Annotated in this window: 22 protein-coding genes; 16 read left to right on the top strand and 6 right to left on the bottom strand. The window is 48.3% G+C overall.

Annotation, left to right across the window (positions count from 1 at the left end):
• The first annotated feature begins 94 nt into the window (after window positions 1-94).
• A complete protein-coding gene (locus tag ACO0K2_RS03660; protein ID WP_423015821.1) occupies window positions 95-820 on the top strand; it encodes a 16S rRNA (uracil(1498)-N(3))-methyltransferase in 726 nt (241 codons plus the stop codon).
• A gap of 109 nt (window positions 821-929) precedes the next feature.
• On the opposite strand, the gene ACO0K2_RS03655 is transcribed toward ACO0K2_RS03660, so the two are convergent.
• Window positions 930-2,729, bottom strand: coding sequence for a DUF885 domain-containing protein (locus ACO0K2_RS03655; RefSeq protein WP_423015819.1), 1,800 nt, complete (start codon window positions 2,727-2,729; stop codon window positions 930-932).
• A gap of 264 nt (window positions 2,730-2,993) precedes the next feature.
• On the opposite strand from ACO0K2_RS03655, the gene ACO0K2_RS03650 reads away from it, so the two are divergent.
• The 8 genes from ACO0K2_RS03650 to ACO0K2_RS03615 all read left to right on the top strand — a co-directional run bounded on the left by ACO0K2_RS03650 (window position 2,994) and on the right by ACO0K2_RS03615 (window position 12,898).
• A complete protein-coding gene (locus ACO0K2_RS03650; RefSeq protein ID WP_423015817.1) occupies window positions 2,994-4,127 on the top strand; it encodes a methyltransferase in 1,134 nt (377 codons plus the stop codon).
• Between the two features lie 134 nt (window positions 4,128-4,261).
• On the top strand, window positions 4,262-4,474 hold the full coding sequence (locus tag ACO0K2_RS03645) for a hypothetical protein (RefSeq protein ID WP_423015815.1): 213 nt from the start codon (window positions 4,262-4,264) through the stop codon (window positions 4,472-4,474).
• A gap of 251 nt (window positions 4,475-4,725) precedes the next feature.
• Window positions 4,726-5,706, top strand: coding sequence for a bifunctional riboflavin kinase/FAD synthetase (locus ACO0K2_RS03640; RefSeq protein ID WP_423015813.1), 981 nt, complete (start codon window positions 4,726-4,728; stop codon window positions 5,704-5,706).
• Between the two features lie 51 nt (window positions 5,707-5,757).
• Complete coding sequence (gene ileS / locus ACO0K2_RS03635) at window positions 5,758-8,622, top strand: isoleucine--tRNA ligase (protein WP_423015811.1); 2,865 nt, start codon at window positions 5,758-5,760, stop codon at window positions 8,620-8,622.
• 162 nt (window positions 8,623-8,784) lie between these two features.
• A complete protein-coding gene (lspA, locus tag ACO0K2_RS03630) occupies window positions 8,785-9,321 on the top strand; it encodes a signal peptidase II (RefSeq protein WP_423015809.1) in 537 nt (178 codons plus the stop codon).
• Window positions 9,322-9,339: 18 nt separating this feature from the next.
• Window positions 9,340-10,554, top strand: coding sequence for a bifunctional phosphopantothenoylcysteine decarboxylase/phosphopantothenate--cysteine ligase CoaBC (coaBC, locus tag ACO0K2_RS03625; protein ID WP_423016161.1), 1,215 nt, complete (start codon window positions 9,340-9,342; stop codon window positions 10,552-10,554).
• 56 nt (window positions 10,555-10,610) lie between these two features.
• Window positions 10,611-11,060: a dUTP diphosphatase gene (gene dut / locus ACO0K2_RS03620; RefSeq protein ID WP_423015807.1), complete on the top strand. Its 450-nt coding sequence runs from the start codon at window positions 10,611-10,613 to the stop codon at window positions 11,058-11,060.
• A gap of 188 nt (window positions 11,061-11,248) precedes the next feature.
• Window positions 11,249-12,898 carry a SulP family inorganic anion transporter gene (locus ACO0K2_RS03615; protein ID WP_423015805.1) on the top strand — a complete coding sequence of 550 codons (1,650 nt, stop codon included), beginning with the start codon at window positions 11,249-11,251 and terminating at the stop codon, window positions 12,896-12,898.
• A gap of 136 nt (window positions 12,899-13,034) precedes the next feature.
• Here ACO0K2_RS03615 and ACO0K2_RS03610 read toward each other — a convergent pair whose 3' ends face one another.
• From ACO0K2_RS03610 to clpS, 3 genes are all read right to left on the bottom strand, one after another.
• Window positions 13,035-13,313 (bottom strand): hypothetical protein, encoded by a 279-nt coding sequence (locus tag ACO0K2_RS03610; RefSeq protein ID WP_423015803.1) that lies wholly within the window; start codon window positions 13,311-13,313, stop codon window positions 13,035-13,037.
• 75 nt (window positions 13,314-13,388) lie between these two features.
• Window positions 13,389-15,689 carry an ATP-dependent Clp protease ATP-binding subunit ClpA gene (gene clpA, locus ACO0K2_RS03605; protein WP_423015801.1) on the bottom strand — a complete coding sequence of 767 codons (2,301 nt, stop codon included), beginning with the start codon at window positions 15,687-15,689 and terminating at the stop codon, window positions 13,389-13,391.
• A complete protein-coding gene (clpS, locus tag ACO0K2_RS03600; protein ID WP_186862136.1) occupies window positions 15,686-15,994 on the bottom strand; it encodes an ATP-dependent Clp protease adapter ClpS in 309 nt (102 codons plus the stop codon). Before clpS ends, clpA begins: the two co-directional genes overlap by 4 nt.
• A 387-nt stretch (window positions 15,995-16,381) precedes the next feature.
• On the opposite strand from clpS, the gene ACO0K2_RS03595 reads away from it, so the two are divergent.
• From ACO0K2_RS03595 to ACO0K2_RS03585, 3 genes are all read left to right on the top strand, one after another.
• Window positions 16,382-16,585 (top strand): cold-shock protein, encoded by a 204-nt coding sequence (locus ACO0K2_RS03595; protein ID WP_110257373.1) that lies wholly within the window; start codon window positions 16,382-16,384, stop codon window positions 16,583-16,585.
• A 129-nt stretch (window positions 16,586-16,714) separates the two neighbouring features.
• On the top strand, window positions 16,715-18,076 hold the full coding sequence (locus ACO0K2_RS03590) for a cache domain-containing protein (RefSeq protein WP_423015799.1): 1,362 nt from the start codon (window positions 16,715-16,717) through the stop codon (window positions 18,074-18,076).
• Window positions 18,076-18,720: a response regulator gene (locus ACO0K2_RS03585; protein WP_423015797.1), complete on the top strand. Its 645-nt coding sequence runs from the start codon at window positions 18,076-18,078 to the stop codon at window positions 18,718-18,720. The genes ACO0K2_RS03590 and ACO0K2_RS03585 overlap by 1 nt, the downstream gene beginning before the upstream one ends.
• A gap of 83 nt (window positions 18,721-18,803) precedes the next feature.
• Here the strand turns inward: ACO0K2_RS03585 and icd are convergent, their stop codons facing one another.
• Complete coding sequence (icd, locus tag ACO0K2_RS03580; protein ID WP_423015795.1) at window positions 18,804-20,057, bottom strand: NADP-dependent isocitrate dehydrogenase; 1,254 nt, start codon at window positions 20,055-20,057, stop codon at window positions 18,804-18,806.
• A 263-nt stretch (window positions 20,058-20,320) separates the two neighbouring features.
• Here icd and ACO0K2_RS03575 point away from each other — a divergent pair, with 263 nt between their 5' ends.
• The 3 genes from ACO0K2_RS03575 (at window position 20,321) to ACO0K2_RS03565 (ending at window position 21,773) form a co-directional block, all read left to right on the top strand.
• Complete coding sequence (locus ACO0K2_RS03575) at window positions 20,321-20,896, top strand: pseudouridine synthase (RefSeq protein ID WP_423015793.1); 576 nt, start codon at window positions 20,321-20,323, stop codon at window positions 20,894-20,896.
• A 137-nt stretch (window positions 20,897-21,033) separates the two neighbouring features.
• Window positions 21,034-21,222, top strand: a complete 189-nt coding sequence (locus ACO0K2_RS03570; protein WP_423015791.1) for a hypothetical protein — start codon at window positions 21,034-21,036, stop codon at window positions 21,220-21,222.
• Window positions 21,223-21,317: 95 nt separating this feature from the next.
• The gene (locus ACO0K2_RS03565; protein ID WP_423015789.1) at window positions 21,318-21,773 is read left to right on the top strand and encodes a DUF192 domain-containing protein; all 456 of its coding nucleotides are present in this window, start codon (window positions 21,318-21,320) and stop codon (window positions 21,771-21,773) included.
• Between the two features lie 297 nt (window positions 21,774-22,070).
• Here the strand turns inward: ACO0K2_RS03565 and rpsT are convergent, their stop codons facing one another.
• Window positions 22,071-22,334 (bottom strand): 30S ribosomal protein S20, encoded by a 264-nt coding sequence (gene rpsT, locus ACO0K2_RS03560; protein ID WP_186883248.1) that lies wholly within the window; start codon window positions 22,332-22,334, stop codon window positions 22,071-22,073.
• 285 nt (window positions 22,335-22,619) lie between these two features.
• Between rpsT and ACO0K2_RS03555 the strand changes: the two genes are divergently transcribed.
• Window positions 22,620-23,213 (top strand): GNAT family N-acetyltransferase, encoded by a 594-nt coding sequence (locus tag ACO0K2_RS03555; RefSeq protein WP_423015787.1) that lies wholly within the window; start codon window positions 22,620-22,622, stop codon window positions 23,211-23,213.
• Window positions 23,214-23,237 lie beyond the last annotated feature (24 nt).

Genomic DNA, 23,237 nt, shown 5'->3' with positions numbered 1-23,237 from the left:
CAACATCGCCTGCAGAACGGTCAGGATAGATCGTGGGGACAGCGACTTCAAGGTCAACTCCACCCAGGCCCATTACCTCAATTACCACCACACTATGCCTCGTTTCTTTTGCAATCAAGCTTTGACCCTCGGCGCCACCGTGCAGTTGCCCACCGAGGTCGCCCATCACGTCTTTGTGCTGCGCTTACAAATTGGTGACATCATCCACCTCTTCAATGGTGAAGGTGGCAGCTTTGTCGCCAGCATCACTGAAATCGAAAAAAAACGCGCCAGCGCTGAATTAAAGCTTTTCCTTCCAGAAGAAGTCGAGCTCCCGTACTCACTCAGTCTTGCGCAAGCGTTGCCTGAGGGCAGCAAAATGGATTGGATCATTGAAAAAGCAATTGAGCTTGGCGTTGGCGCCATTCAGCCATTAGCTTCCCAACGTTGCGTGGTACGCTTATCGGCCGAACGGGCAGAGAAAAAGCTTGAACACTGGCGCGGCATCATCAGCGCGGCTGCGGAACAATGCGGGCGAAATCGACTTGCCCATCTTTCTGCGCCATTGGATTTGAGTAAATGGCTAGCACAGCAAGACATGCATCAACGCATCATGCTCTCGCCCCGCGCCGATCAATCACTCGCTGAATGGGCGAAACATCACCCGCCACAAGCGGTCGCATTATTGATTGGACCCGAAGGGGGACTGAGCGACGAGGAAGAACAACTAGCGAGTCGTCATGGCGTCTTATCCTTATCGATGGGACCACGAATCTTGCGTACAGAAACGGCTGGTTTAGCCGCCGTGTCTATCCTCAATGCAGCATGGGGAGGCATGTAGTCCCTTTTTTACTTCATCGCTGGAACAAAAAAGAGGATCATCCGTCAAGATTGATCCTCTTTTGCATTGCTACCTTAGACAAGGTTCGCCACCGCTTCGTCTGAGACGATTAATGCTTTCCAGCCCCATTGAGCATCATATTTTTGATCATGCCAACAGGTGCACTGCCATAGCTAAGGAATTGCTCGTGAAATTGCTTCAGATCGAATTGGCTTCCCTGCTGTTTTTTCAATTGCTCACGCAAATCCAAAATTTCACTAAAACCACTAAAGTAGCTCGCTAATTGGACAGCGGAATACTGAACGCGGTTCCATTTTCCATCTGCCTCTGCTTGCGTCTGGAACGCCTGGTTAATCAGGAGATCTTTTGCCTCAGCTTCTGTCATTCCCAATACATGGACACTGTAATCAAGGATGGTATTGCAGACGGTGCGCAAATTCCATTTGTAATACATGAGCCACATTTCTGGTGAATTCTCGCCATAACCAGACTCCAACATCATCCGCTCGCTATACACGGCCCAGCCTTCGATCATGGCGCCATTTCCAAACAGTGTTTTGATCACAGAAGGCGATTGATTCGCATGTTGTAGCTGCGTGTAATGACCTGGAATAGCTTCGTGGATACATAAAATTTGTAATACCCAGTGATTGTATTCGCGCAGTGTGCTCTCAATTTTTTCCGCTGATTGACCGTCAAACGGTGTCACGTTGAAGTAGGTATTATCATGGGGACGGAAAATCCCCGGCGCTTCGATAGACGCAATGGTGACACCGCGCTCGTATTCTGGCGTTTCGCGGACAATGAGAGGCTTTTTAGAGTCCAGCTCCAACAGATGATGATCTTTGATCCATTTTTCTAACACAGGCAATTGCGCACGAATTGCTGGAAATAAGTCATCACCTTTGATGTGCTGCTCAGATAATTTTGCGATCACCATCGCAATTTTTTGAGCGCGATCGGCTGGCTTCGGCTGATCTCCCATGGTCTTTGTCCACAGTTGATCCGCTAACTTTTCCATATTGCGATGCGCTTCGTCTTTTGCGGCGAGTGCTCGTTGATAGGTTTGTTCAGCGGTGAAAGACGACTGAATATCCGCTTTAAATTTTCCTTCGTACAGAGCTTTGCCAATGCGGAAAGAGCGCGCAGTTTCAGGAGTGAGATGTTTGGCTGTTTCAGTCAAAAAAGCAACATAGCCATTGACGGCGTCACGGGCATTTTTCAAGCCAGTTTGCAATGCTTGTTTCTGTTGCGTTGTCAGCTTTTCTTTTGCTGCGGCTTCTTCTAGCTCAGAAAGAACTGTCAACGCCCCTGCACTTTGGCGAATCGCGAGTTGGGTATGTTCGATCGTCGGAGAATGAATACTTGCTTGTGCTGCGGCGTAATACGCGGGAACCGCTTGAAGTCGACGAATGGCGATGCGAACGCGCTCTGATTTAGGTGCGAAATCGGTATTAAGAATGGCATCAAAACCGCCAGCAATATTATGTTGCGTTGGATTCCATTCATACTCACGGAATTCGGTCAGATACCACCGTGTACCTTCGAGGTAGTTACGTATCAACGCTAAATCAGTCTGATCGTTCACTGGCAAGGTCTCTGCTTTGACCGTCGACAATTTGTTGAGCCATTGGTCAATAAATTGCAGATAGCGCTGACGCGTCGCCTGATCGGGTAAGGTTAATGTTGCCGCGTCAGTATACTTCCCTGCTGCCATTGCGGTATCTGGATCCTGCTTCCAAAGAGCGCGCATAAATGCTTGCTTAGTCTGGGAAAAAGCATGGGCAGCAAGTTGCGTTGACTGACCAGCGTTACCGCTTGTCACAGCCTCGTTGGCATGAGCCATCGGTGTCAGCACCGAGGTAGAAATCAGCGTCGCAATCGCCGCGCGGTAAAAATGTTTTTGCATGGTACTCCAATGGAGAAGAGATACAGTAAGTGAAAAAGCCCCAGATCAAAGGATCAATCTATTCAGACGGCTAGCCTAACATAAGCAGATTCACTGCAAAATCCCATACCTTATAAACAATTTATTATTTGGAAAGCGAGGGAATGTTTTCCCGAAAACTTGGTTTTTTCGATCAAATAACAGTCATTTCTTTGCTACACTGCTGACTGCACATTCTTCAATCCCCTTTTCGCCCACCTGTCGGGCGACTTCCAAAAGAAAACAATGATTTCCCCTTCTCCGCAATTGCACTGGATCGAAAACGATGAACCCCGCTCATGCCGTTGGCATGCTGAAAATGGTGCTCCGCCACCAAAGCGCGTGCAAATTGCAGACGATAGAATGAACACCGATACCGCGTATAAACTCGCTTGCGAAGGAACGGCGTTACTATGGCGCGGTGATTTTCATAACGGTAAGCAATTGCTCCAATCACTGGCGCGGCGCATCGATAAAAAACCAACCAAAAAGGTCAAAACGCCCGCCAATGCAACCGAAGCGTTTCATTTGCACAGACAAGCACAATCCCAACGGGCACGAGTACTGGCCATGGTGTTGATTCCCTTTGAAGCGGACTACAGCATTTCTTTGCGTCGTGCGCCCGATGTCCGACTCGCCTGCACCGAAGTCTATGGTCCACCTAGCGACGCCTTCGTTGCCTCGTTACGTGAATTATTAGGACTCATTGGTGCGCATGAATGGCGTAAAAATGGCGTCGCCATCAAAGCTTTGGACGCCAAAATTCATCCCTATTACGGTGTCTTCTCACCAGTGCGCGGCGAATATATTGATTTGGTCGCCAAAGCACCGCTGCCGTCGACAGATCTCGCCTTTGATATTGGCGTCGGTACTGGGGTCTTGTCTGCGGTCTTGGCCAAACGGGGTGTCAAAAAAATTATTGCCACCGACCAAGATCAACGGGCACTTGCCTGTGCAGACGAAAACCTACGCACGTTAGGCTTTGCAGACCGCGTCACATTAAAAGAGGCGGATCTCTTTCCAGAGGGTCGCGCGCCGCTCGTTGTCTGCAACCCGCCGTGGATTCCTGCTCGTCCTAATTCACCGATCGAATACGCCGTCTACGATCCTGATAGCCAGATGTTAAAGCGCTTTTTAGCGGGTGTCTCAGCGCATCTTGAGCCCAATGGTGAAGCGTGGCTGATTATGTCTGACTTTGCGCAACACTTGGGATTACGGAGCAACGAAGAATTTTTCCAATGGATTGATGCCGGTGGATTGACCGTCATTGGAAAACTCGACATCAAACCGCAGCACCCCAAATCCACCGATGCGACAGACCCGTTACATGCCGCCCGCGTCAAAGAGGTTACCTCACTGTGGCGTTTGAAATTAAAATAAGCAGTGGTAGCCAATGTGATCATTGGCGCTTTCCCCTTGTTGCCTCGGCAAGAAGATAGAAAAAAATAACAAGTGACATCTGCATTGCTCATCACGTCGATGCAGTCCGTTTTTAGATCGCGAATCAATTCACCATGAACAAACCAGCCCGTATCCTCACTTTTAAGTGCAAAAAATGCAGTAAAGCTGTCCAGGTTTTTTTACAAAAGGTATCCGCCTGCTCTCATATACAGCCGTATCAAGGCATTTGTAGCTGTGGCGAGGTAATGAAACACGCCACAGGCAACAAAGATGCTGTCGAGTCCTACCTCAGTTCAGATAGCGTGACGTGGTCACATCACCACTAATGAAGTCGCTTCAAATCAAACATCCGGCGAACCGGGTGGCATTGTTTTTTTAACAAACATCACATACGGCGAGGAAAGCCCTCCTCGCCCTCCTTGCCCCCTCTACCCCGCATCAGCGCGCCAATCCGCTCACGAAACCCTCTGCCTTGCCATCAGTTTCACCACGAGAATCGGGTTTTTCAAGGGGAATCAGGGCTATTCACTGCGAAGTCATTTATAATCTACTGCTTTGCAGCAGTTTTCTGGAAACAATGAAGGTATTTCGCGGACTTCCCAATGAAGCCTCCCGTGCACCCTGTGCGCTGGCGATAGGCAACTTTGACGGTGTACATCTTGGACACCAGACTCTGCTCGCGCATTTACGTGCCGCGGCAAACCGCCTGAACCTGGAATCAGCGGTGATGACCTTTGAGCCTCATCCACGTGCATTTTTTGCAAAACTTGCTGGCAACCTTGCTCTCGCACCCACCCGGATAGCCAATTTGCGTGACAATTTATCCTCTTTGAAACGCGCTGGCGTCGACAGAGTGATTGTCGAGCATTTCAATGCCCATTTTGCCTCCCTTTCGCCGCAAGACTTTATTCAACAAGTCTTGGTCGACGGCTTGCATGTCAAATGGTTAATGGTCGGTGATGATTTTTGCTTCGGTGCGAAACGTGCCGGCAATATCGCGATGCTTGAAGAAGCGGGCATACAATTTGGATTTGAAGTCGTGACGCTGCCAGCCGTGCAAAATAAAGGCGTCAGAATTTCCTCTTCTGCCGTCCGTGCAGCATTGGCCGCGGGCGACTTCAACGAAGCAAAAGATCTGCTCGGCCATCCGTACCGTATTTCGGGCCATGTGATCCACGGTCAAAAGCTGGGGCGCACGATTGGTTTCCCAACACTCAACCTGCGTATTGCCCACCACCGACCTGCCGTCGTTGGTATTTTCATCGTGCAAGTCCATGGTTTATCGGAACAACCGCTGCCTGCCGTGGCCAGTCTTGGCGTACGCCCCACTGTGGATGATAGCGGCCGGGTGTTACTAGAAACCCATGTATTCGACTACCAAGGCAATGCATACGGGAAAGTCGTTCAGATTGAGTTCTTGAAAAAATTACGCGACGAAGAAAAATATAGCGATCTTGAGACATTGACTGCGGCAATCAATAACGATGCGGACCAAGCTCGCGCTTATTTTGCGGCGACCTCTCGTATTCCAGCTAGCAACGCGACCGACCGAATTTGAAGAAACGCGCCGCCGTTTCCTCTCCCTTCTATTTTAAAAAGAAAATTCATCATGTCTGAAAATAAAACAGCCAAAGCTGCGAGCAAATATCCGGTCAACATGACCGAAACTCCATTCCCAATGCGTGGCGATCTGGCCAAACGCGAACCAAAATGGGTCAAAGAATGGCAAGAAAAAAACATCTATCAACGCATTCGCAAAGCCAGTGCTGGTCGTCAAAAATTCATTCTGCATGATGGCCCACCATATGCGAATGGCGACATTCATATCGGTCACGCCGTCAATAAAATCCTCAAGGACATGATCATCAAAGCCCGTGGTATGGCTGGCTTTGATGCGCCGTATGTGCCAGGCTGGGATTGCCACGGTATGCCGATTGAAATTCAAATCGAAAAGCTGTTTGGCAAAAATCTGCCCGTCAATGAAGTACAGGCCAAAGCACGTGTCTACGCCGAAGAGCAAATCGGGCGTCAAAAAGCAGACTTTATCCGTCTGGGTGTATTGGGCGAGTGGGACAATCCCTACAAAACGATGAACTTCAGCAACGAAGCGGATGAGCTGCGTGCGCTCGGTCAATTGCTCGAAAAAGGCTACGTGTATCGCGGTCTCAAACCAGTTAACTGGTGTTTTGATTGCGGTTCTGCCTTGGCTGAAGCGGAAGTGGAATACGAGAACAAACGTGATCCGTCCATCGACGTCGGCTTTCCATTCGCTGAACACGACAAACTGGCACAAGCCTTCCAATTAGACAAGCTACCGCACGACAAAGGCTTTTGCGTGATCTGGACCACGACACCGTGGACCATTCCTTCAAATCAAGCCTTGAACATGCACCCAGAAATCACCTACGCGCTGGTCGAAACCAGCCGCGAAGGTGCTCCGCTGTTGTTGATCATCGCTAAAGATCTGGTTGAAACGAGCCTCGGGAAGTACGAACTCGAAGGCAAGATCATTGCTACCTGTCTCGGTGCTGCTTTATCTGAAATCAAATTTAAACATCCGCTGGCAACACTCGATGCGGGATACGATCGTTATTCGCCGGTCTATTTGGGTGACTATGTCACGCTCGATAGCGGTACGGGCGTTGTTCACTCGGCCCCCGCCTACGGTATCGAAGATTTCCAGTCATGCAAAGCACATGGCATGAAAGATGACGACATCCTCGCACCAGTGATGGGTGACGGTAAGTTTGCATCCACACTGCCTTTCTTTGCTGGGATGACCATCTGGGAAGCCTCCAAGCCCATCTGCGAAAAGCTCCGCGAAGCAGGTGCTTTGTTCTCGTTGAAGATGTTTGACCACAGCTACATGCATTGCTGGCGTCATAAAACACCGATTATCTATCGTGCGACCTCCCAATGGTTTGCTAGCATGGATAACACACCAAACGATGGCGCGACCAGTCTGCGTGAGACAGCACTCAAGGCGATTGATGAAACAGCATTCTTCCCAAGCTGGGGTAAGGCGCGTCTGCATGGCATGATCGCCAATCGTCCTGACTGGACACTGTCACGTCAACGTCAATGGGGCGTACCGATGGCATTTTTCCTGCACAAAGAAACAGGACAATTGCATCCACGGACACCTGAATTACTTGAGATTGTTGCGCAGCGTATCGAAGCCGAAGGCATCGAAGCGTGGCACAAAATCGAACCTGCGGATTTGTTGGGCGATGAAGCGTCGATGTACGTTAAAAACCGCGACACCTTAGACGTCTGGTTCGATTCGGGTGTGACACACAAGACAGTACTGCGCGGCTCTCATAAAGAACAATCTGCGTATCCTGCTGATCTCTATCTCGAAGGTTCTGATCAGCATCGCGGCTGGTTCCACTCTTCCTTGTTGACTGCATCGATGCTCGATGGTCACGCACCTTACAAAGCCTTGCTGACGCATGGCTTCGTGGTCGATGGCGAGGGCAAAAAAATGTCCAAATCTAAAGGAAACGTGGTTGCACCACAAAAGATTTCCGATACATTAGGCGCGGACATTCTGCGTTTATGGGTCGCTTCGACAGACTACTCTGGCGAATTATCGATCTCCGATGAAATTTTAAAACGCGTGACAGAAGCATATCGTCGTATCCGCAATACCCTGCGCTTCTTGTTGGCCAACACATCCGATTTTGATATCAATAAAGATGCTGTGGCCATTGCCGACATGTTGGAAATCGATCGCTACGCTATCGCGAACATGGCCGTGCTGCAGGAAGAAGTACTCGCTCACTACCAACAGTTTGAATTCCATCCTGTGGTCAGCAAACTGCAATCATATTGCTCGGAAGATCTCGGCGGCTTCTATTTGGATATTCTCAAAGATCGTTTGTACACAAGCGGCACGGCATCAGCAGCTCGTCGTTCTGCGCAAACAGCGATCTGGCACATCACACAATCTTTACTGCGTTTGATGGCACCGATGTTATCGTTCACGGCAGAAGAAGCATGGCAATTCTTTGCCAGCGCCGACGCGTATAAAGCGAGCGACGAGACGATTTTCACGCAAACCTACTATGCGTTGCCTGAGATCGCGGACGCCGCAGCATTGTTGAAGAAGTTTGCAACACTGCGCGCTATTCGTAATGATGTGACCAAGCAACTAGAAGAAGTCCGTGTCGCAGGTGGCATTGGTTCGTCATTGCAAGCGGAAGTTGTTATCAAAGCGAGCGGCGAGAAATTTGACGTATTGAGCAGCTTTGCCGACGATCTGAAATTTGCACTGATTACGTCAGCGGCGAGTGTCGAACAAGTTGCCGACGAAGCCGCAGAGGTCGTCACGGTCACACCTTCCAAATATGAAAAATGCGATCGTTGCTGGCATTATCGTGCAGATGTTGGCAGCCATGCAGACCATCCTGGATTATGCGGTCGCTGTCATAGTAATTTGTTTGGCACCGGGGAAACACGCCGCTTTGCATAATCGATCGGTATCCATCTTCTTCGATAACTAAGCATCGTTAAAAACAGAAAAGACCGGCCACCATCCGGTCTTTTCTCTTGTAAGAAGAAGCAGGTATGTGACAAGCGATGTCTTACCCTACCGCACTACTCTTTCGTATCTACCTCTTTTAGATGAAAACTCATGGCGACTAAAAAACGTTCTCAATTTTCTGCAGGCTCCCGCAATACTGGTTCCTCAGGCTCTTCCGGCTCCTCCCTGATTCCATGGCTAGGTCTGGCAGCGATTGTCATTCTGCTTGATCAGGTCAGCAAAATCACGATGACGAAGTTGTTCAGCTATGCAGAATCAATGAGTATCACTTCATTTTTTAATCTGGTCCTGGTCTACAATAAAGGCGCTGCATTCAGTTTTCTGGCGGCGGAATCAGGCTGGCAGCGCTACGTCTTTACGGCACTGGGTTTGATCGCGGCAGCATACATCACGTACTTATTGCGTCGACATGCGAGCCAAAAGTTATTTTGCTGGGCGTTATCGTTAATCATGGGTGGCGCATTAGGTAACGTGATTGACCGCTTGATGTATGGCTATGTGGTGGATTTCCTCGATTTTCATTATCAAGATATCTACCATTTCCCAGCATTTAACCTGGCTGATAGTGCTATTTGCTTGGGTGCAGGCTTATTCATTCTCGATGAATTGCGTCGCGTCAAAAAATAAGGGGTCTAGATCATGAGTCTGCGTCTCTCTGGAAAAAAAATTGTCCTAGGCCTTACTGGTGGCGTCGCCTGCTATAAGGTTGCTGAGCTCACCCGTGCATTGGGCAAAGAAGGTGCTTCCGTGCAAGTGGTGATGACGCAGGCAGCGACCCAATTCATCACCCCTGTCACAATGCAAGCACTATCGGGTAATGTCGTGTTTACGGATCAGTGGGATGCGCGAATCCACAACAATATGCCGCACATTGATTTGACGCGCGACGCCGACGCAATCGTCATTGCGCCTTGCAGCACCGATTTCATGTTCAAGTTGGCACATGGTGCATGTAACGATCTTCTCTCGACATTATGCATCGCGCGTCCTGCCCACGTGCCACTACTCATTGCCCCCGCCATGAACGTCGAGATGTGGCAAAACCCCGCCACACAGCGCAATCTGGCGCAGATCAAAGCCGATGGCATCAACGTCATGGGTCCCGCTGCTGGCGACCAAGCCTGCGGTGAAACCGGCATGGGTAGAATGCTTGAACCAGACCAATTACTCACTGAAATCATTGCATCTTTCCAGAAAAAAACGCTCGTTGGAAAGCACGTACTCATCACTGCTGGTCCCACCTTTGAACCAATCGACCCCGTTCGCGGTATCACCAATTTATCCTCCGGAAAAATGGGCTATGCGATCGCGCGTGCCGCTTGGGAAGCCGGTGCGGAAGTCACATTGGTCTCGGGTCCCACGGCACTGCCCCCGCCATACGGTGTGAAACGCATCAATGTACAAACGGCACAACAGATGCATGACGCAGTCATGGCATGCTTAAATATCCATATGCAGGATGTCTTTGTCGCCGTCGCAGCGGTGGCTGACTGGAAGGTCGCTAATGCCAGTGACCAAAAGATTAAAAAAACGTCCGAGACGGATACACCACAACTTGCGTTTGTACAAAATCCCGACATTTTGGCACTCGTGGCAGCGCGCCCCGATGCGCCGTATTGCGTTGGTTTTGCGGCTGAATCAGAACAATTATTGCAATATGGCGCAGCCAAACGGATCAAAAAAAATATCCCACTATTAGTCGGCAATATTGGTCATCACACTTTCGGGCAGGATGACAACGAACTCATTCTGTTTGACGCGCAAGGTCACAAAGCCATCGAGCGCGCGGATAAGCAAACACTGGCAAGCAAACTGATCGACGAAATCGCGATCCGACTTGCGAATAACACGATGCGCTAACACTGCTTAACGCAGGGTATTCGCATCACTATTTTTATCTTATTTTTCTCGACACCATGAAACAAATCGATCTCAAAATTCTTGACCCACGCATGCAAGACCAACTGCCAGCCTACGGCACCCCAGGCAGCGCAGGACTCGATCTGCGCGCCTGCATCGATGAAGCAATCACGATTAAACCCGGTGAAACCGTCCTGATTCCAACAGGTCTCGCGATTCATATTGGTGATCCTGCTTATGCGGCAATGATCCTGCCACGCAGCGGTATGGGACACAAACACGGTATCGTTCTGGGTAATCTGGTCGGCTTGATCGATTCCGATTACCAAGGCCAACTCATGGTATCGACTTGGAACCGTGGTCAAAGCGATTTCGTCCTCAATCCGATGGAACGTTTGGCGCAACTCATTATCGTTCCAGTCCTGCAGGTGGGCTTTAACATCGTCGAAGAATTCGGTGAAAGTCAACGCGGTGAAGGCGGCTTTGGTAGCACTGGCAAGCACTAATCAGTCGCATCACCGCCGCAGAACAGTCGTTTTCTCTCCTTGACGTGCGCGTTCGTCTCCCCAATCGATATGGTTGGGGAGTACACTTCCCTTCTTCGCTTTGAAAAGCACTCCGTTGTCACCACCCATTCATACCTGAGAGAGGTAGATTTCGCATGATGCTCAGATGGTCGAGATTTCGTTTCACCATGCCCGTATTCAGTCTGCAGGATCTGGTTGCTGGTCTATCCATCGCAGGCTTACTGTTGCCAGAAGCAGTTGCCTATTCGAGCATCGGCAATTTGCCGCCCCAGGCCGGTGTGCTGGCATTGTTTGCGGGTTTGATGTGCTATGGGTTACTCGGAGGCAGCCGGTACGCCATTGTGTCAGCTACGTCGTCCTCCGCAGCCGTGATGGCAGCGGCGACCGCATCGATGGCTAACGGGGATCCACAACATCGCATGGCGCTTGCGTTTGGCCTGATCATTCTCAGCGGTCTCTTTTTTGTCTTGGCGAGTCTCGCAAAAATCGGCAGCGTTTCTGAATTCGTTGCAAAGCCAGTCTTACGTGGTTTTGCCTTTGCGTTAGCGTTGACAATTACCGTCAAACAATTTGCCAAAATTGTCGATGTATCGTCGAAGCAAACTAACTTTGCCTATTACGTGACCGATATTTTTTCGCAATGGAACCAATGGAATACGGATGGCATCCTCGTTGGAGCGGGCGCCTTAGTGCTTCTCTTTAGCCTCGCACGTTTTCCTAAAATTCCGGGCGGTCTCATCACCATTGCCATCGGGATTCTGGCAGGAAAATATCTTCACCTTGAGCAATACGGTGTGCATTTGGTCGGCCACATGGAGCTAGAAGTACCCACACCAGGATTGCCGGTACTGGCGCATGCGGAATGGACGCGCCTCGGTGAGTTGGCGCTCGCGATGGTGATGATCCTCTATGCGGAATCGTATAGCTCTATTCGTACTTATGCGCTCAAACATGGAGATCAGACCAATGCCAACCGTGACCTGTTTGCTTTTGGGATCAGTAATATCGTGTCCGGTTTATTTCATGGCATGCCGGTCGGCGCTGGTTACTCGGCAACGTCGGCGAATGAAGCGGCTGGCGCACAATCCAAAGTGGCAGGATGGTGTGCAGCATTAACTGTGCTAGTGATGGTGTGGTACTTGCTGCCGTTTATCGAACTCATCCCAGAGCCAGTGCTGGCGGCGATTGTGATTCATGCTGTTTCTCACTCATTGAGCCTCTATGCATTTAAGCCCTATATGGTGTGGCGCAGTGACGTCATCGTGGTGCTAGTGGCAGTGACGGGCGTGATCACGCTGGGCGTCTTAGATGGCTTATTATCGGCCATCGCGATCAGTATCGCCTTAATGCTACGTCGCATTGCTACAGCGAGCGTTTCTGTACTGGGAAGATTAGGACACAGTCATGATTTTGTGAGTATGCAAAAACATCCTGAAGCAAAGTCGATTCCAGGTGTCATCGTCTTCCGTCCAGAATCGCCGATGTTTTTCGCCAACGCCGAAAGAATCACGACTGAAATTCGAAACGGCATCATGGCAGCGGATCAGAGTGTTCATAGCTTCGTGATTAGCTTAGAAGAATCGTATGATCTGGATAGTTCAAGTCTGCAGGCGCTCGCTGATTTATCCAACTTCGTCGCGGGTCAGCACAAACAGCTCTTGTTTGCGCGGCTAAAAGACCATATCCAAGACATTCTCAACAAAGGCGTGGCACTCGGACTCATGCCGACGTATGAATGCGGTATCAGCGTCGATGATACCGTCGCCATGGCGAGTCATCGTGCGAAAAAACATCATGCGAAACAACTGGATGAATGACTTTTTTGCCCGCCACGTCGGCACCAAGACGTGCATGACGCAAACGGTACAAAACAAAAAGCCCGGCTCTCACGAGTCGGGCTTTGATTTACATGGTTTATATGGTTTATATGATTTATGATCAGTGGCAAAGCATTTACTTTTTCGCTTTACGACTACGTCCAGCAGATTCTCTCAAAATCGTATAGTTCCATTCATCTTCGTGCGTTCCAGCATCGACACTGACCCGCACGAGAAACGAATCGTCCTCACCTTGAATTCGACGTCCGACGCCCGTATGCTTTTTTGATACATCGCGTCGATCATACACATCCACTTCAACTTCCTTACCTTCCAGCGCTGCTGGGGAGAGTATGGAGTCTATCGTCTTCACCGTGTACTCAAGGACATATAACGGCAATACCATTCCTACCATACTACCTCCCGACTGGAATGACTTTTCTTCAGAGACATTCCGTAGGGAACAATATTGCGTCCTGATCAAAGTCGGTTATTCAACCTCAACAATTTCCTGCGATGATCCTGGCGGCGCCTCATCACCTTCAGAGAATTCTAGCTTAATGAGATCTTTATCGTCCAGATCAACAATGACCCTACCACCGGAAACGAGACGTCCGAACAACAGTTCATCCGCTAATGCTTTACGAATCATGTCCTGAATCAAACGCGCCATTGGGCGTGCACCCATCAGCGGATCAAAACCTTTTCTCGCAAGGAATTTACGCAACGAATCAGTGAATGTTGCTTCCACTTTTTTCTCGTGCAACTGTTCTTCCAGTTGCATCAAGAATTTATCAACCACACGAAGAATAATTTCTTCATCGAGTGCGCGGAAGCTAATAATCGCATCGAGACGATTACGGAATTCAGGCGTGAACATCCGCTTGATATCAGCCATTTCATCGCCGGCTTCTTTGCTGTCGTTAAAGCCGATAGAACGTTTTTGCAAGCTTTCTGCACCAGCGTTCGTCGTCATGATGATGATCACATTTCGGAAGTCTGCCTTACGACCATTGTTATCAGTCAATGTGCCGTGATCCATGACTTGCAGCAAAATATTGAACACATCAGGATGTGCTTTTTCAATTTCGTCTAACAGCAACACAGCATGCGGTTTTTTCGTAATCGCCTCTGTGAGCAAACCACCTTGATCAAAACCGACATAGCCCGGTGGTGCACCAATCAAACGGCTCACCGCATGACGTTCCATGTACTCAGACATATCAAAACGAATCAGCTCGATACCAAGGGTAAAGGCCAATTGTTTAGCGACTTCGGTTTTACCAACCCCCGTCGGACCTGAAAACAGGAAAGAACCAATCGGCTTGTCTGTTTTACCGAGACCAGCACGCGCCATCTTAATCGCTGATGCCAAGGCATCAATCGCAGGCTCCTGACCAAAGACCACATTTTTCAAGTCACGATCGATCGTCTGCAATTTACTGCGATCATCCTGATTCACTGTTTGTGGTGGAATACGAGCGATTTTAGAAATGATCTCTTCAATATCCGCTTTACCAATTGTTTTCTTCTGCTTGGACTTTGGCAAAATACGCTGCGCAGCACCAGCTTCATCGATCACATCGATCGCTTTATCCGGCAGATGACGATCATTAATGAAGCGTGCAGACAACTCAGCCGCTGTCGTCAATGCAGACGCAGAATATTTGACGTTATGGTGTTCTTCAAACTTCGATTTCAAACCACGTAAAATTTGCACTGTTTGTTCAACCGTTGGCTCATTGACGTCAATTTTTTGGAAACGACGCGACAGCGCGTGATCTTTTTCGAAGACACCACGGTATTCCGCGTAAGTCGTCGCACCGATGCACTTTAACTGGCCACTGGACAATGCAGGCTTGAGCAGATTGGACGCATCCAGCGTCCCACCCGATGCAGAGCCAGCACCAATAATCGTGTGGATTTCGTCGATAAACAAGATGCCGTTGGGTGTGTCTTTTAACTGCTTCAAAACACCTTTCAAGCGCAATTCGAAATCGCCGCGGTATTTTGTCCCAGCCAACAACGCGCCCATATCAAGCGAGTAAACGACCGCAGTTTGCAAAATTTCAGGTACATCGCCTTCGGTAATCCGCAAAGCAAGCCCTTCGGCAATCGCTGTTTTTCCAACACCGGCTTCGCCCACTAACAATGGATTGTTCTTACGGCGACGGCACAGGATCTGGATTACGCGTTCCACTTCGCTGTCACGACCGATCAATGGATCAATCTTGCCCTCGGCCGCTTGTTTGTTCAGATTCTGTGTAAATTGATCTAACGGATTTTCTTTTGATTGTGCATCTGCATGAGGCTCCGAGCCACCTTCAGGAGATTTCTGAGGTTCATTGAGGTTGTCTTTGCGCACACCATGGGAGATAAAATTCACGACATCCAGCCGCGTTACACCTTGCTGATGCAGGTAATAGACCGCATGCGAATCTTTTTCGCCAAAAATAGCAACCAGCACATTCGCGCCTGTCACTTCTTTCTTTCCATTGGACGAAGATTGAACATGCATAATTGCACGCTGAATCACACGCTGAAAGCCTAATGTTGGCTGCGTATCAACCTCGTTTGTGCCAGACACGGTTGGGGTATTGTCGGTAATAAAATTGCCGAGGGTTTTTCGTAAATCCTCAATATTGACCGCGCATGCCCGCATCACCTCTGCCGCTGACGGATTATCGAGCAGCGCAAGCAGCAAATGTTCGACAGTGATAAATTCATAACGAGCTTGTCTAGCCTCAACAAAGGCCATATGCAAACTGACTTCCAATTCTTGCGCAATCATACTTCCTCCATCACACATTGCAGGGGATGTCCTGCCTTACGAGCGTGTGTCAAAACGAGTTCAACTTTAGTCAGTGCAATATCTTTTGAATATACGCCACAGATGCCTTTGCCGTCCCGGTGAACTTTAAGCATGATCTGCATGGCAGTCTCACGGTCTTTATTAAAGTATTCCTGGACAATCGCAACGACAAACTCCATGGGAGTATAGTCATCGTTCAGTAATATTACCTGGTACATGGATGGTGGCTTCAGCTTTTGTGCCTGACGCTCCAATATCGTACCGTTTTCATGCTTATTTCCCATACGTCTATTCTAGTACGTTGATTCAATCCAGAGGCAACTATTAAGCGAATAAAATGGGCTTATTTCATCGCTGTGCAAATGTTACCCTCTTTCCTGACTTTTCACAGATGGTGATCAATTCACGTAGATCAAGTTTTATGTGTAAAGTCTATTTTGAGTGTTGTGTTTTGAGTTGAATTTGCAAAATTTAATTAAAAATACAACAATACAACAGCCCCTATAAAAAGTTTCTTGACTTTAGTTTTTTTTCCGCCAAGAATGACTATTATTGACTTAAATCGTGTTCGATCGTCAATAAGAAGGGGGCAAGTTGAGGGAAGGCTGGCATGGTGCCAGGTTTCTTGCTTTTACGGCTCGTGTGATTAGTTTCTAATTGAAAGATGCATTATGGCAACAGGTACCGTCAAGTGGTTCAATGATTCCAAAGGCTTTGGCTTTATCACCCCGGATGACGGTGGTGAGGATTTGTTCGCCCACTTTTCCGCAATCCAAATGAACGGCTTCAAGACTCTGAAAGAAGGTCAAAAAGTATCGTTCGAAGTCACGCAAGGCCCTAAAGGCAAGCAAGCTTCTAACATCCAAAACCCATAATACGGGTTTCAGCTGTTTTCCAAAACCCCGCTATGGCGGGGTTTTTTTATTGAGGTTAGGCTCATCGCCACTCGGTGCTTCCATGCGATTGTCATCTGCGTTGAAACACATCATCCAAAGGCATTCTGAATGAAGCTTCGCTATAAGTTTATTCTGCTGACGATCATCCCCCTCCTTCTATCGTTTGCAGGGATCGCTATTGCTGTGTTTTCTCAAGCGACCAATCTAGCGCGACAACAGCACAGCGGGATTGAGCAAGCCTACCTTAATAGCAAAGAAACAGAACTCAAACATTACGTCTCTCTTGGTCGCTCTGCCATTGATCACCTTTATCAAAACGGCGCCATCAATCCTAAAAACCAAGAAGAAGCGAAAAAAATCCTTGCCACACTGGATTTCGGTGATGATGGCTATTTCTACATCTACGATATGCATGGTAAAAATCTCATGCATCCTCGCCAGCCCGAGTTGGTCGGTAAAGACCTCTGGACGCTGAGTGACCCCGAGGGCAACCTCACGATCCAAAAATTGATTGAGACCGCGAAAAACGGTGGTGGCGCGGTGCGCTACCTGTGGGAAAAACCCTCCACACACCAAATGGTCGCCAAACTAGGCTACGTGATTGCCCTTCCCGGCTGGGACTGGGTATTGGGGACGGGAATTTATCTCGATGACGTTGATTCTGCGCTAGAGAAAGTCGATACACAGTTTGTGAAGAATATTCACAGCACCATGTTCTGGATTGCGGGTTTCACGCTGTTCTGCGCTCTGTTCATTGCACTCTCTGGGCTCGTATTAAACATCAGCGAATCACGCCTTGCCGACGCCAAACTCAAAACGCTTGCTAGAAGTGTCGTGAGTTCGCAGGAGGATGAAAGGGCACGGCTCTCGCGCGACCTCCATGACGGACTAAGTCAGCTTCTCGTGTCGACAAAGCTGCAAGTAGAATCAGGCGTTGCTAAATTGCAATCGCCAGCCATCTCAGAGGATAAAGCCCTCATTGCCTTTCAGCGAGCGACCAAACAGCTCAACGAGGCACTCACAGAAGTCAGACGTATTTCTCATGACCTGCGTCCCGCAATGCTGGACGATTTGGGGTTAGTTGTTGCTTTTGAACATCTGAGTGAAGAGTTCCATCAGGCCACAGGCATTGATGTGATTTTCAGTCCAAGAGATAATCGATTTAACCTCAATGCCATCAGCAACACGGTGTTGTATCGTGTTGCTCAGGAAGCACTAACTAACATCCATAAGCACGCACATGGTGTCAGTCATGTAGAAATTGAATTACTATCTGATAACGACTATGTTATTTTGTTGATCAGTGACAATGGTAAAGGTTTTAATTTGCAAGATATCGTCAATCACCCCAAAAGAGGCATAGGCCTTAGCAATATGCGCGAACGACTGGCAAGCGTCCAAGGACACTTTGACATTCAGTCTGGTTCGGATGGAACGCGGATCACAGCAAAAATACCGCACGGAGAATAATGATGATTGCAGATCAAACAATTCATATTTTGCTCGTTGACGATCACCCGTTGGTCAGAGATGGTCTGCGTGCTAGGTTGGAGACTGTGCCACATTTTTTTATTTGTGGCGAAGTCGGCACGAGCGCGGATGCACTCAAGGTCGCCGCTGAGCAACCAGTCGACCTGATTCTGATGGACATCAATCTCGGTCACTCAAATGGAATCAGTCTGACAAGCCGTTTTACACAGGATTATCCCGATATCGCCATCATCATGCTCTCAATGCATGAAAAAGCAGAATACGTCGCACAATCTGTTCAGGCAGGGGCCCGCGGCTACGTCCTCAAGGATGCGCCCGCAGAGGACATCATTAATGCGATCGAGACCGTCCGAGGCGGCGGCACGTATTTCAGCTCAGGATTGACCGCCACCAGCAAAGACAACAATACGGGCGAGATACTCACTCAACGTGAAAAACGGATTTTAGAAAGCATTGCGACAGGGAAATCCAATAAGTCCATTGCACAGGAGCTCGGTTTGAGCGTCAGAACGGTGGAAACACATCGGTTAAACATCAAACGAAAACTCAATATTGAAGGTCAAGCAGACCTCATTCGTTATGCCATCAGAAGCGTCACCGACGCAGAAGCACTCAAACTATAAAACCTTGAGGGCAAAGTAAAAAACCGGCTTACGCCGGTTTTTTTAACACTGTTGAAGTGCTTGACGCACTTCAAACAAGTCAATTACATGTTTTGGATCATTACTTCGCCGAAACCGGAGCAAGATACTTGCGTAGCACCTTCCATCAAGCGAGCGAAATCGTAAGTCACTTTCTTCGCTGTAATTGCTTTTTCTGTTGATGTGATCAACAAATCAGCGGCTTCAACCCAGCCCATGTGACGCAACATCATTTCTGCTGACAAGATCAAGGAACCTGGGTTCACGTAGTCTTTACCTGCATACTTCGGTGCTGTACCGTGCGTTGCTTCGAACATCGCGATGGAGTCAGACAAGTTTGCACCTGGAGCGATACCGATACCACCAACTTGCGCTGCGAGCGCGTCGGAGATGTAGTCGCCATTCAGGTTCAGTGTAGCGATAACGCTGTATTCAGCTGGACGCAGCAAGATCTGTTGCAAGAACGCATCAGCGATCGAATCCTTAACGATAATGTCTTTACCAGTTTTAGGATTCTTGAATTTGCACCATGGGCCGCCGTCGATCAATTCTGCGCCAAATTCTTTTTGTGCCAATGCGTATGCCCAGTCACGGAAGCCACCTTCGGTGTACTTCATGATGTTGCCTTTGTGAACGATCGTCACAGATGGCTTGTCATTGTCGATGGCGTACTGGATCGCTTTACGTACTAAACGCTCTGTACCTTCGCGGGATACTGGTTTTACGCCGATACCAGAAGATTCTGGGAAGCGGATTTTTTTCACGCCCATTTCGTCTTGCAGGAACTTGATCAGTTTTTTCACTTGATCGGAACCTTCTGCAAACTCGATACCAGCATAGATATCTTCAGAGTTTTCACGGAAGATCACCATGTCAGTTTTTTCTGGTTCACGCACTGGGGATGGCACGCCTTTGAAATAACGGACTGGTCGCAAGCAAACGTACAAATCGAGTTCTTGACGCAAAGCAACGTTCAGGGAACGGATACCGCCACCTACTGGTGTTGTCAGAGGACCTTTGATCGAAACAACGTATTCTTTCAATACTTTCAGTGTTTCTTCTGGCAACCAAACGTCTGGGCCGTAAACTTTTGTAGATTTTTCACCTGCATAGATTTCCATCCAGCTGATTTTACGCTTGCCAGCATATGCTTTTGCAACCGCAGCATCCACTACCTTGATCATGACAGGGCTGATATCCACGCCAGTTCCATCACCCTCGATAAATGGGATGATTGGATTGTCAGGAACATTCAGCGAAAAATCAGCATTGACGGTAATCTTTTTACCTTCAGCAGGAACTTGAATATGTTGATACATCGTTTTCTCCGTAGTTGGATGAATAAGCGAATTGCGCTATTCTCAAATATGCCTTGCGTGCAAACCATGCCTTGGGCTGGGTTGAAATCCGAGTCACCGGACACCATCCCCGCCTTTACACTTCACATTTAATTCAGCGAAGAGGGCTTGGCGGCCAGCTTCGCAATTAACTCTTATATAAGACACAAGACCGTCATTTCGTATTATGCACTAGAATTTTACGAGATGCCATCAGTTTACCAAATTGCGGTTACCATATGGCGATGAAACTGATTTTACTCAACAAGCCTTTTAACGTCATGTGTCAATTCTCCGCCCATCCTACAAGGGAAACGTTGGCGGATTATCTCGACATTCCTAATATATACCCGGCTGGGCGTCTTGACGCAGATAGTGAGGGATTAATTTTGCTCACGGACGATGGAAAGCTGCAAAATCGCATCAGCCACCCCGATCACAAGCAAACAAAAACCTACTTAGTTCAGGTCGAAGGGACACCAACCCCTGATGCACTCAAAAAACTGGCCGCACCGTTGGATCTAGGCGATTTTGTTACACAACCCTGCATGGTGAAGCATATTCATCCCCCGGGCTGGATTTGGGACCGCCATCCTCCGATACGCCAACGCGAGAACATTCCCACTAGTTGGCTCTGCATCATGCTCTCTGAAGGCAAAAATCGTCAGGTCAGAAGGATGACCGCCGCAGTAGGTCTACCCACATTACGCTTAATACGCTCCAGCATCGGTGGTTTTTCATTGGAGAGCCACCCGCTGTTACCTGGCGAGTGGCAAGAAGTCGATATCAAAGCAAGCGGTTTAGCGAGCAAAAAAAAATAGTGCTTTTAGAAAAAATATGTCGTTCGCTGTCAACCAATCATCGTCAGCTACGTTTTTAAGATTGATTCGATGCAATCGCCTCGATCAACAGTCACGCTGACAGTACTTCTGAACAATTACTTTCTTAAGGGTCTACCATGAAAAAATTAATCGCAGCTTTAATCGCAGGTTTGTTCGCTTCCGCCGTATTTGCACAAGCGCCTGCAGCGCCAGCAGCACCAGCAGCATCCGCGCCAGCAGCTGACGCAGCAGCACCAGCTAAAAAAGCGAAAAAACACAAGAAAGCTAAAAAAGAAGCAGCAGAAGCCGCAGCAGCATCAAAATAATAGCCTCATCAGCTAAAAAATAAAGGCGGGAGCTTTTCCTGCCTTTTTTTTTTGCTGTACGATAGCGCCTTTCTCATTACATTCCATCCTTGGCCATGACCTCACTCTCCACAATCGCAAAGCAACTATTGGGAACCGCCGCTTTGGCGTTGATCACTTCGACTTCCAACGCACAAATGGTAGGGAAAATGCCCGTCAAACAGCTGTCTGTCGGCATCTACGTGATTCAGGCAGAAGTCGCAGCAACACCTGCTGAGCGCGAGCAAGGTCTGATGTTAAGAACAAAAATGGGCAACAATGAAGGGATGGTATTTGACTTTGGTGCGCCTGCGGGCGTGTGTATGTGGATGAAGAACACATTGATCCCATTGTCCGTTGCTTTTATTGACTTGGATGGCAGGATTGTGAATATCGAAGACATGCAGCCGGAAACGCTCGATTCCCATTGTGCAAAAAGAACAGTCAATTATGCGCTGGAAATGAATTTAGGCTGGTTTAAGCAAAAGAACATTAAACCAGGCATGAAAGTAGAAGGTCTCCCGCTGAAGTAAGCCTTCATAGCGCGCAAAAGGGGATCCTTGCAATAGGGTCCCTCTTAGTATGTTGCAATACGCCCATTCAACATCATTTGTCTTTACACACCCCAAAAAAATCGGATCCAATACTTGTTGTATTAAAACAAGTCGCATTAACACAAGTCGCATTGAGTCAAATCGCATCAAGACAGCGACGAACGGTCAGTGAAAGTCAAAAATACAAAGCAAAAAACCGCAATAAATTGCGGTCTTTTTTCACAACGGTGTATCCACTACGCTAGCGATTGTCGCTAGCAAGCAAAAACGAGGCGATTAAGCCAACGCTTTCAAAGCGGATGCCAAACGGCTCTTATGACGAGCTGCTTTGTTTTTGTGAATGATTTTTTTGTCAGCGATACGATCGATTGTCGATACAGATGCTTGAAAAATTGTTGCAGCAGCAGCTTTATCACCAGCTTCGATTGCTTTACGAACAGCTTTGATTGCTGTGCGCAGAGTCGAGCGTTGGCTAGAGTTGTGTGCGTTTTGTTTAACTGCTTGACGAGCACGTTTGCGTGCTTGTGCGGTATTTGCCATGAGATTTCCTAAACGTGGTCAAAGCGACGAGGTCAAAACATTTGATTAAATGCCACGCCGCAAAATTCTATACAGCTTTGCAGTATAACGGCTTTTATTTTCGTTAGCAAGCATTACTGTGGTTTTAAGTGAATAGAAGATTATAGCGCGTAACCATCCTGTTTTCATCTATTTTTTCATATCTGTTACTGCGCAATACCGTCAATCTGTGAGAAAGTTGTACCAAAAGAACGATCGCACCCGTTTGTTTCTATTTTCGTTTCACCATGTAAAAAGGACGTTATTATGGATTGCTCCCCCCTCACCCTTGTCGGTCACTATGTAACACTCGAACCACTAACCCGTGCACACCTACCAGATATTCAGCGCGCTGCGGCTGATGGTGAATTATGGAAACTTTTCTTTACCTCCGTGCCGAGTCCTGAATCCACAGAACAATGGATCAAAACCGCACTCGATATGCAACAACAGCAAACGGCAGTCGTGTTCGTGATCCGCGAGAATCAAACTGGCCACATTGTCGGATCGACCCGCTACTTTAAAATGGAGCCACAAAACAAGCGCCTTGAAATCGGCCACACATGGTATTCGAAGTCAGTACAGCGCACTGGCATCAATACCGAATGCAAGTTGCTACTCCTCACACACGCCTTTGAGGTGTTTGGCTGCATTGCCGTCGAATTCCGCACTGACCACTTCAACCATCGATCGCAAGCCGCCATCGAGAGGCTGGGCGCAAAACGTGACGGACTTTTACGTAATCACATCATCATGCCCGATGGTCGCATCCGTGACACGGTGGTGTATAGTATTCTTGAACATGAATGGCAAGGCGTAAAAAAGAATTTGCAATACATGCAAAAAAAGTACGCTTCATAGCCACTATCCTGAATAACACAACAA

It is taken from the genome of Undibacterium sp. MH2W (assembly GCF_049340215.1).
Taxonomy (GTDB): Bacteria; Pseudomonadota; Gammaproteobacteria; order Burkholderiales; family Burkholderiaceae_D; genus Undibacterium.
Note: the sequence above shows the minus strand (reverse complement) of the source record. Positions and strands in the feature narration are given on the sequence as shown.

Bases quoted from the DNA above. Each gene is read 5' to 3' on its own strand.
- ACO0K2_RS03660 (WP_423015821.1), top strand. From the start codon at position 95: ATGCCTCGTTTCTTTTGCAATCAAGCTTTGACCCTCGGCGCCACCGTG.
- ACO0K2_RS03655 (WP_423015819.1), bottom strand. From the start codon at position 2,729: ATGCAAAAACATTTTTACCGCGCGGCGATTGCGACGCTGATTTCTACC.
- ACO0K2_RS03650 (WP_423015817.1), top strand. From the start codon at position 2,994: ATGATTTCCCCTTCTCCGCAATTGCACTGGATCGAAAACGATGAACCC.
- ACO0K2_RS03645 (WP_423015815.1), top strand. From the start codon at position 4,262: ATGAACAAACCAGCCCGTATCCTCACTTTTAAGTGCAAAAAATGCAGT.
- ACO0K2_RS03640 (WP_423015813.1), top strand. From the start codon at position 4,726: ATGAAGGTATTTCGCGGACTTCCCAATGAAGCCTCCCGTGCACCCTGT.
- ileS (WP_423015811.1), top strand. From the start codon at position 5,758: ATGTCTGAAAATAAAACAGCCAAAGCTGCGAGCAAATATCCGGTCAAC.
- lspA (WP_423015809.1), top strand. From the start codon at position 8,785: ATGGCGACTAAAAAACGTTCTCAATTTTCTGCAGGCTCCCGCAATACT.
- dut (WP_423015807.1), top strand. From the start codon at position 10,611: ATGAAACAAATCGATCTCAAAATTCTTGACCCACGCATGCAAGACCAA.
- ACO0K2_RS03615 (WP_423015805.1), top strand. From the start codon at position 11,249: ATGCCCGTATTCAGTCTGCAGGATCTGGTTGCTGGTCTATCCATCGCA.
- ACO0K2_RS03610 (WP_423015803.1), bottom strand. From the start codon at position 13,313: ATGGTAGGAATGGTATTGCCGTTATATGTCCTTGAGTACACGGTGAAG.
- clpA (WP_423015801.1), bottom strand. From the start codon at position 15,689: ATGATTGCGCAAGAATTGGAAGTCAGTTTGCATATGGCCTTTGTTGAG.
- clpS (WP_186862136.1), bottom strand. From the start codon at position 15,994: ATGGGAAATAAGCATGAAAACGGTACGATATTGGAGCGTCAGGCACAA.
- ACO0K2_RS03595 (WP_110257373.1), top strand. From the start codon at position 16,382: ATGGCAACAGGTACCGTCAAGTGGTTCAATGATTCCAAAGGCTTTGGC.
- ACO0K2_RS03590 (WP_423015799.1), top strand. From the start codon at position 16,715: ATGAAGCTTCGCTATAAGTTTATTCTGCTGACGATCATCCCCCTCCTT.
- ACO0K2_RS03585 (WP_423015797.1), top strand. From the start codon at position 18,076: ATGATGATTGCAGATCAAACAATTCATATTTTGCTCGTTGACGATCAC.
- icd (WP_423015795.1), bottom strand. From the start codon at position 20,057: ATGTATCAACATATTCAAGTTCCTGCTGAAGGTAAAAAGATTACCGTC.
- ACO0K2_RS03575 (WP_423015793.1), top strand. From the start codon at position 20,321: ATGAAACTGATTTTACTCAACAAGCCTTTTAACGTCATGTGTCAATTC.
- ACO0K2_RS03570 (WP_423015791.1), top strand. From the start codon at position 21,034: ATGAAAAAATTAATCGCAGCTTTAATCGCAGGTTTGTTCGCTTCCGCC.
- ACO0K2_RS03565 (WP_423015789.1), top strand. From the start codon at position 21,318: ATGACCTCACTCTCCACAATCGCAAAGCAACTATTGGGAACCGCCGCT.
- rpsT (WP_186883248.1), bottom strand. From the start codon at position 22,334: ATGGCAAATACCGCACAAGCACGCAAACGTGCTCGTCAAGCAGTTAAA.
- ACO0K2_RS03555 (WP_423015787.1), top strand. From the start codon at position 22,620: ATGGATTGCTCCCCCCTCACCCTTGTCGGTCACTATGTAACACTCGAA.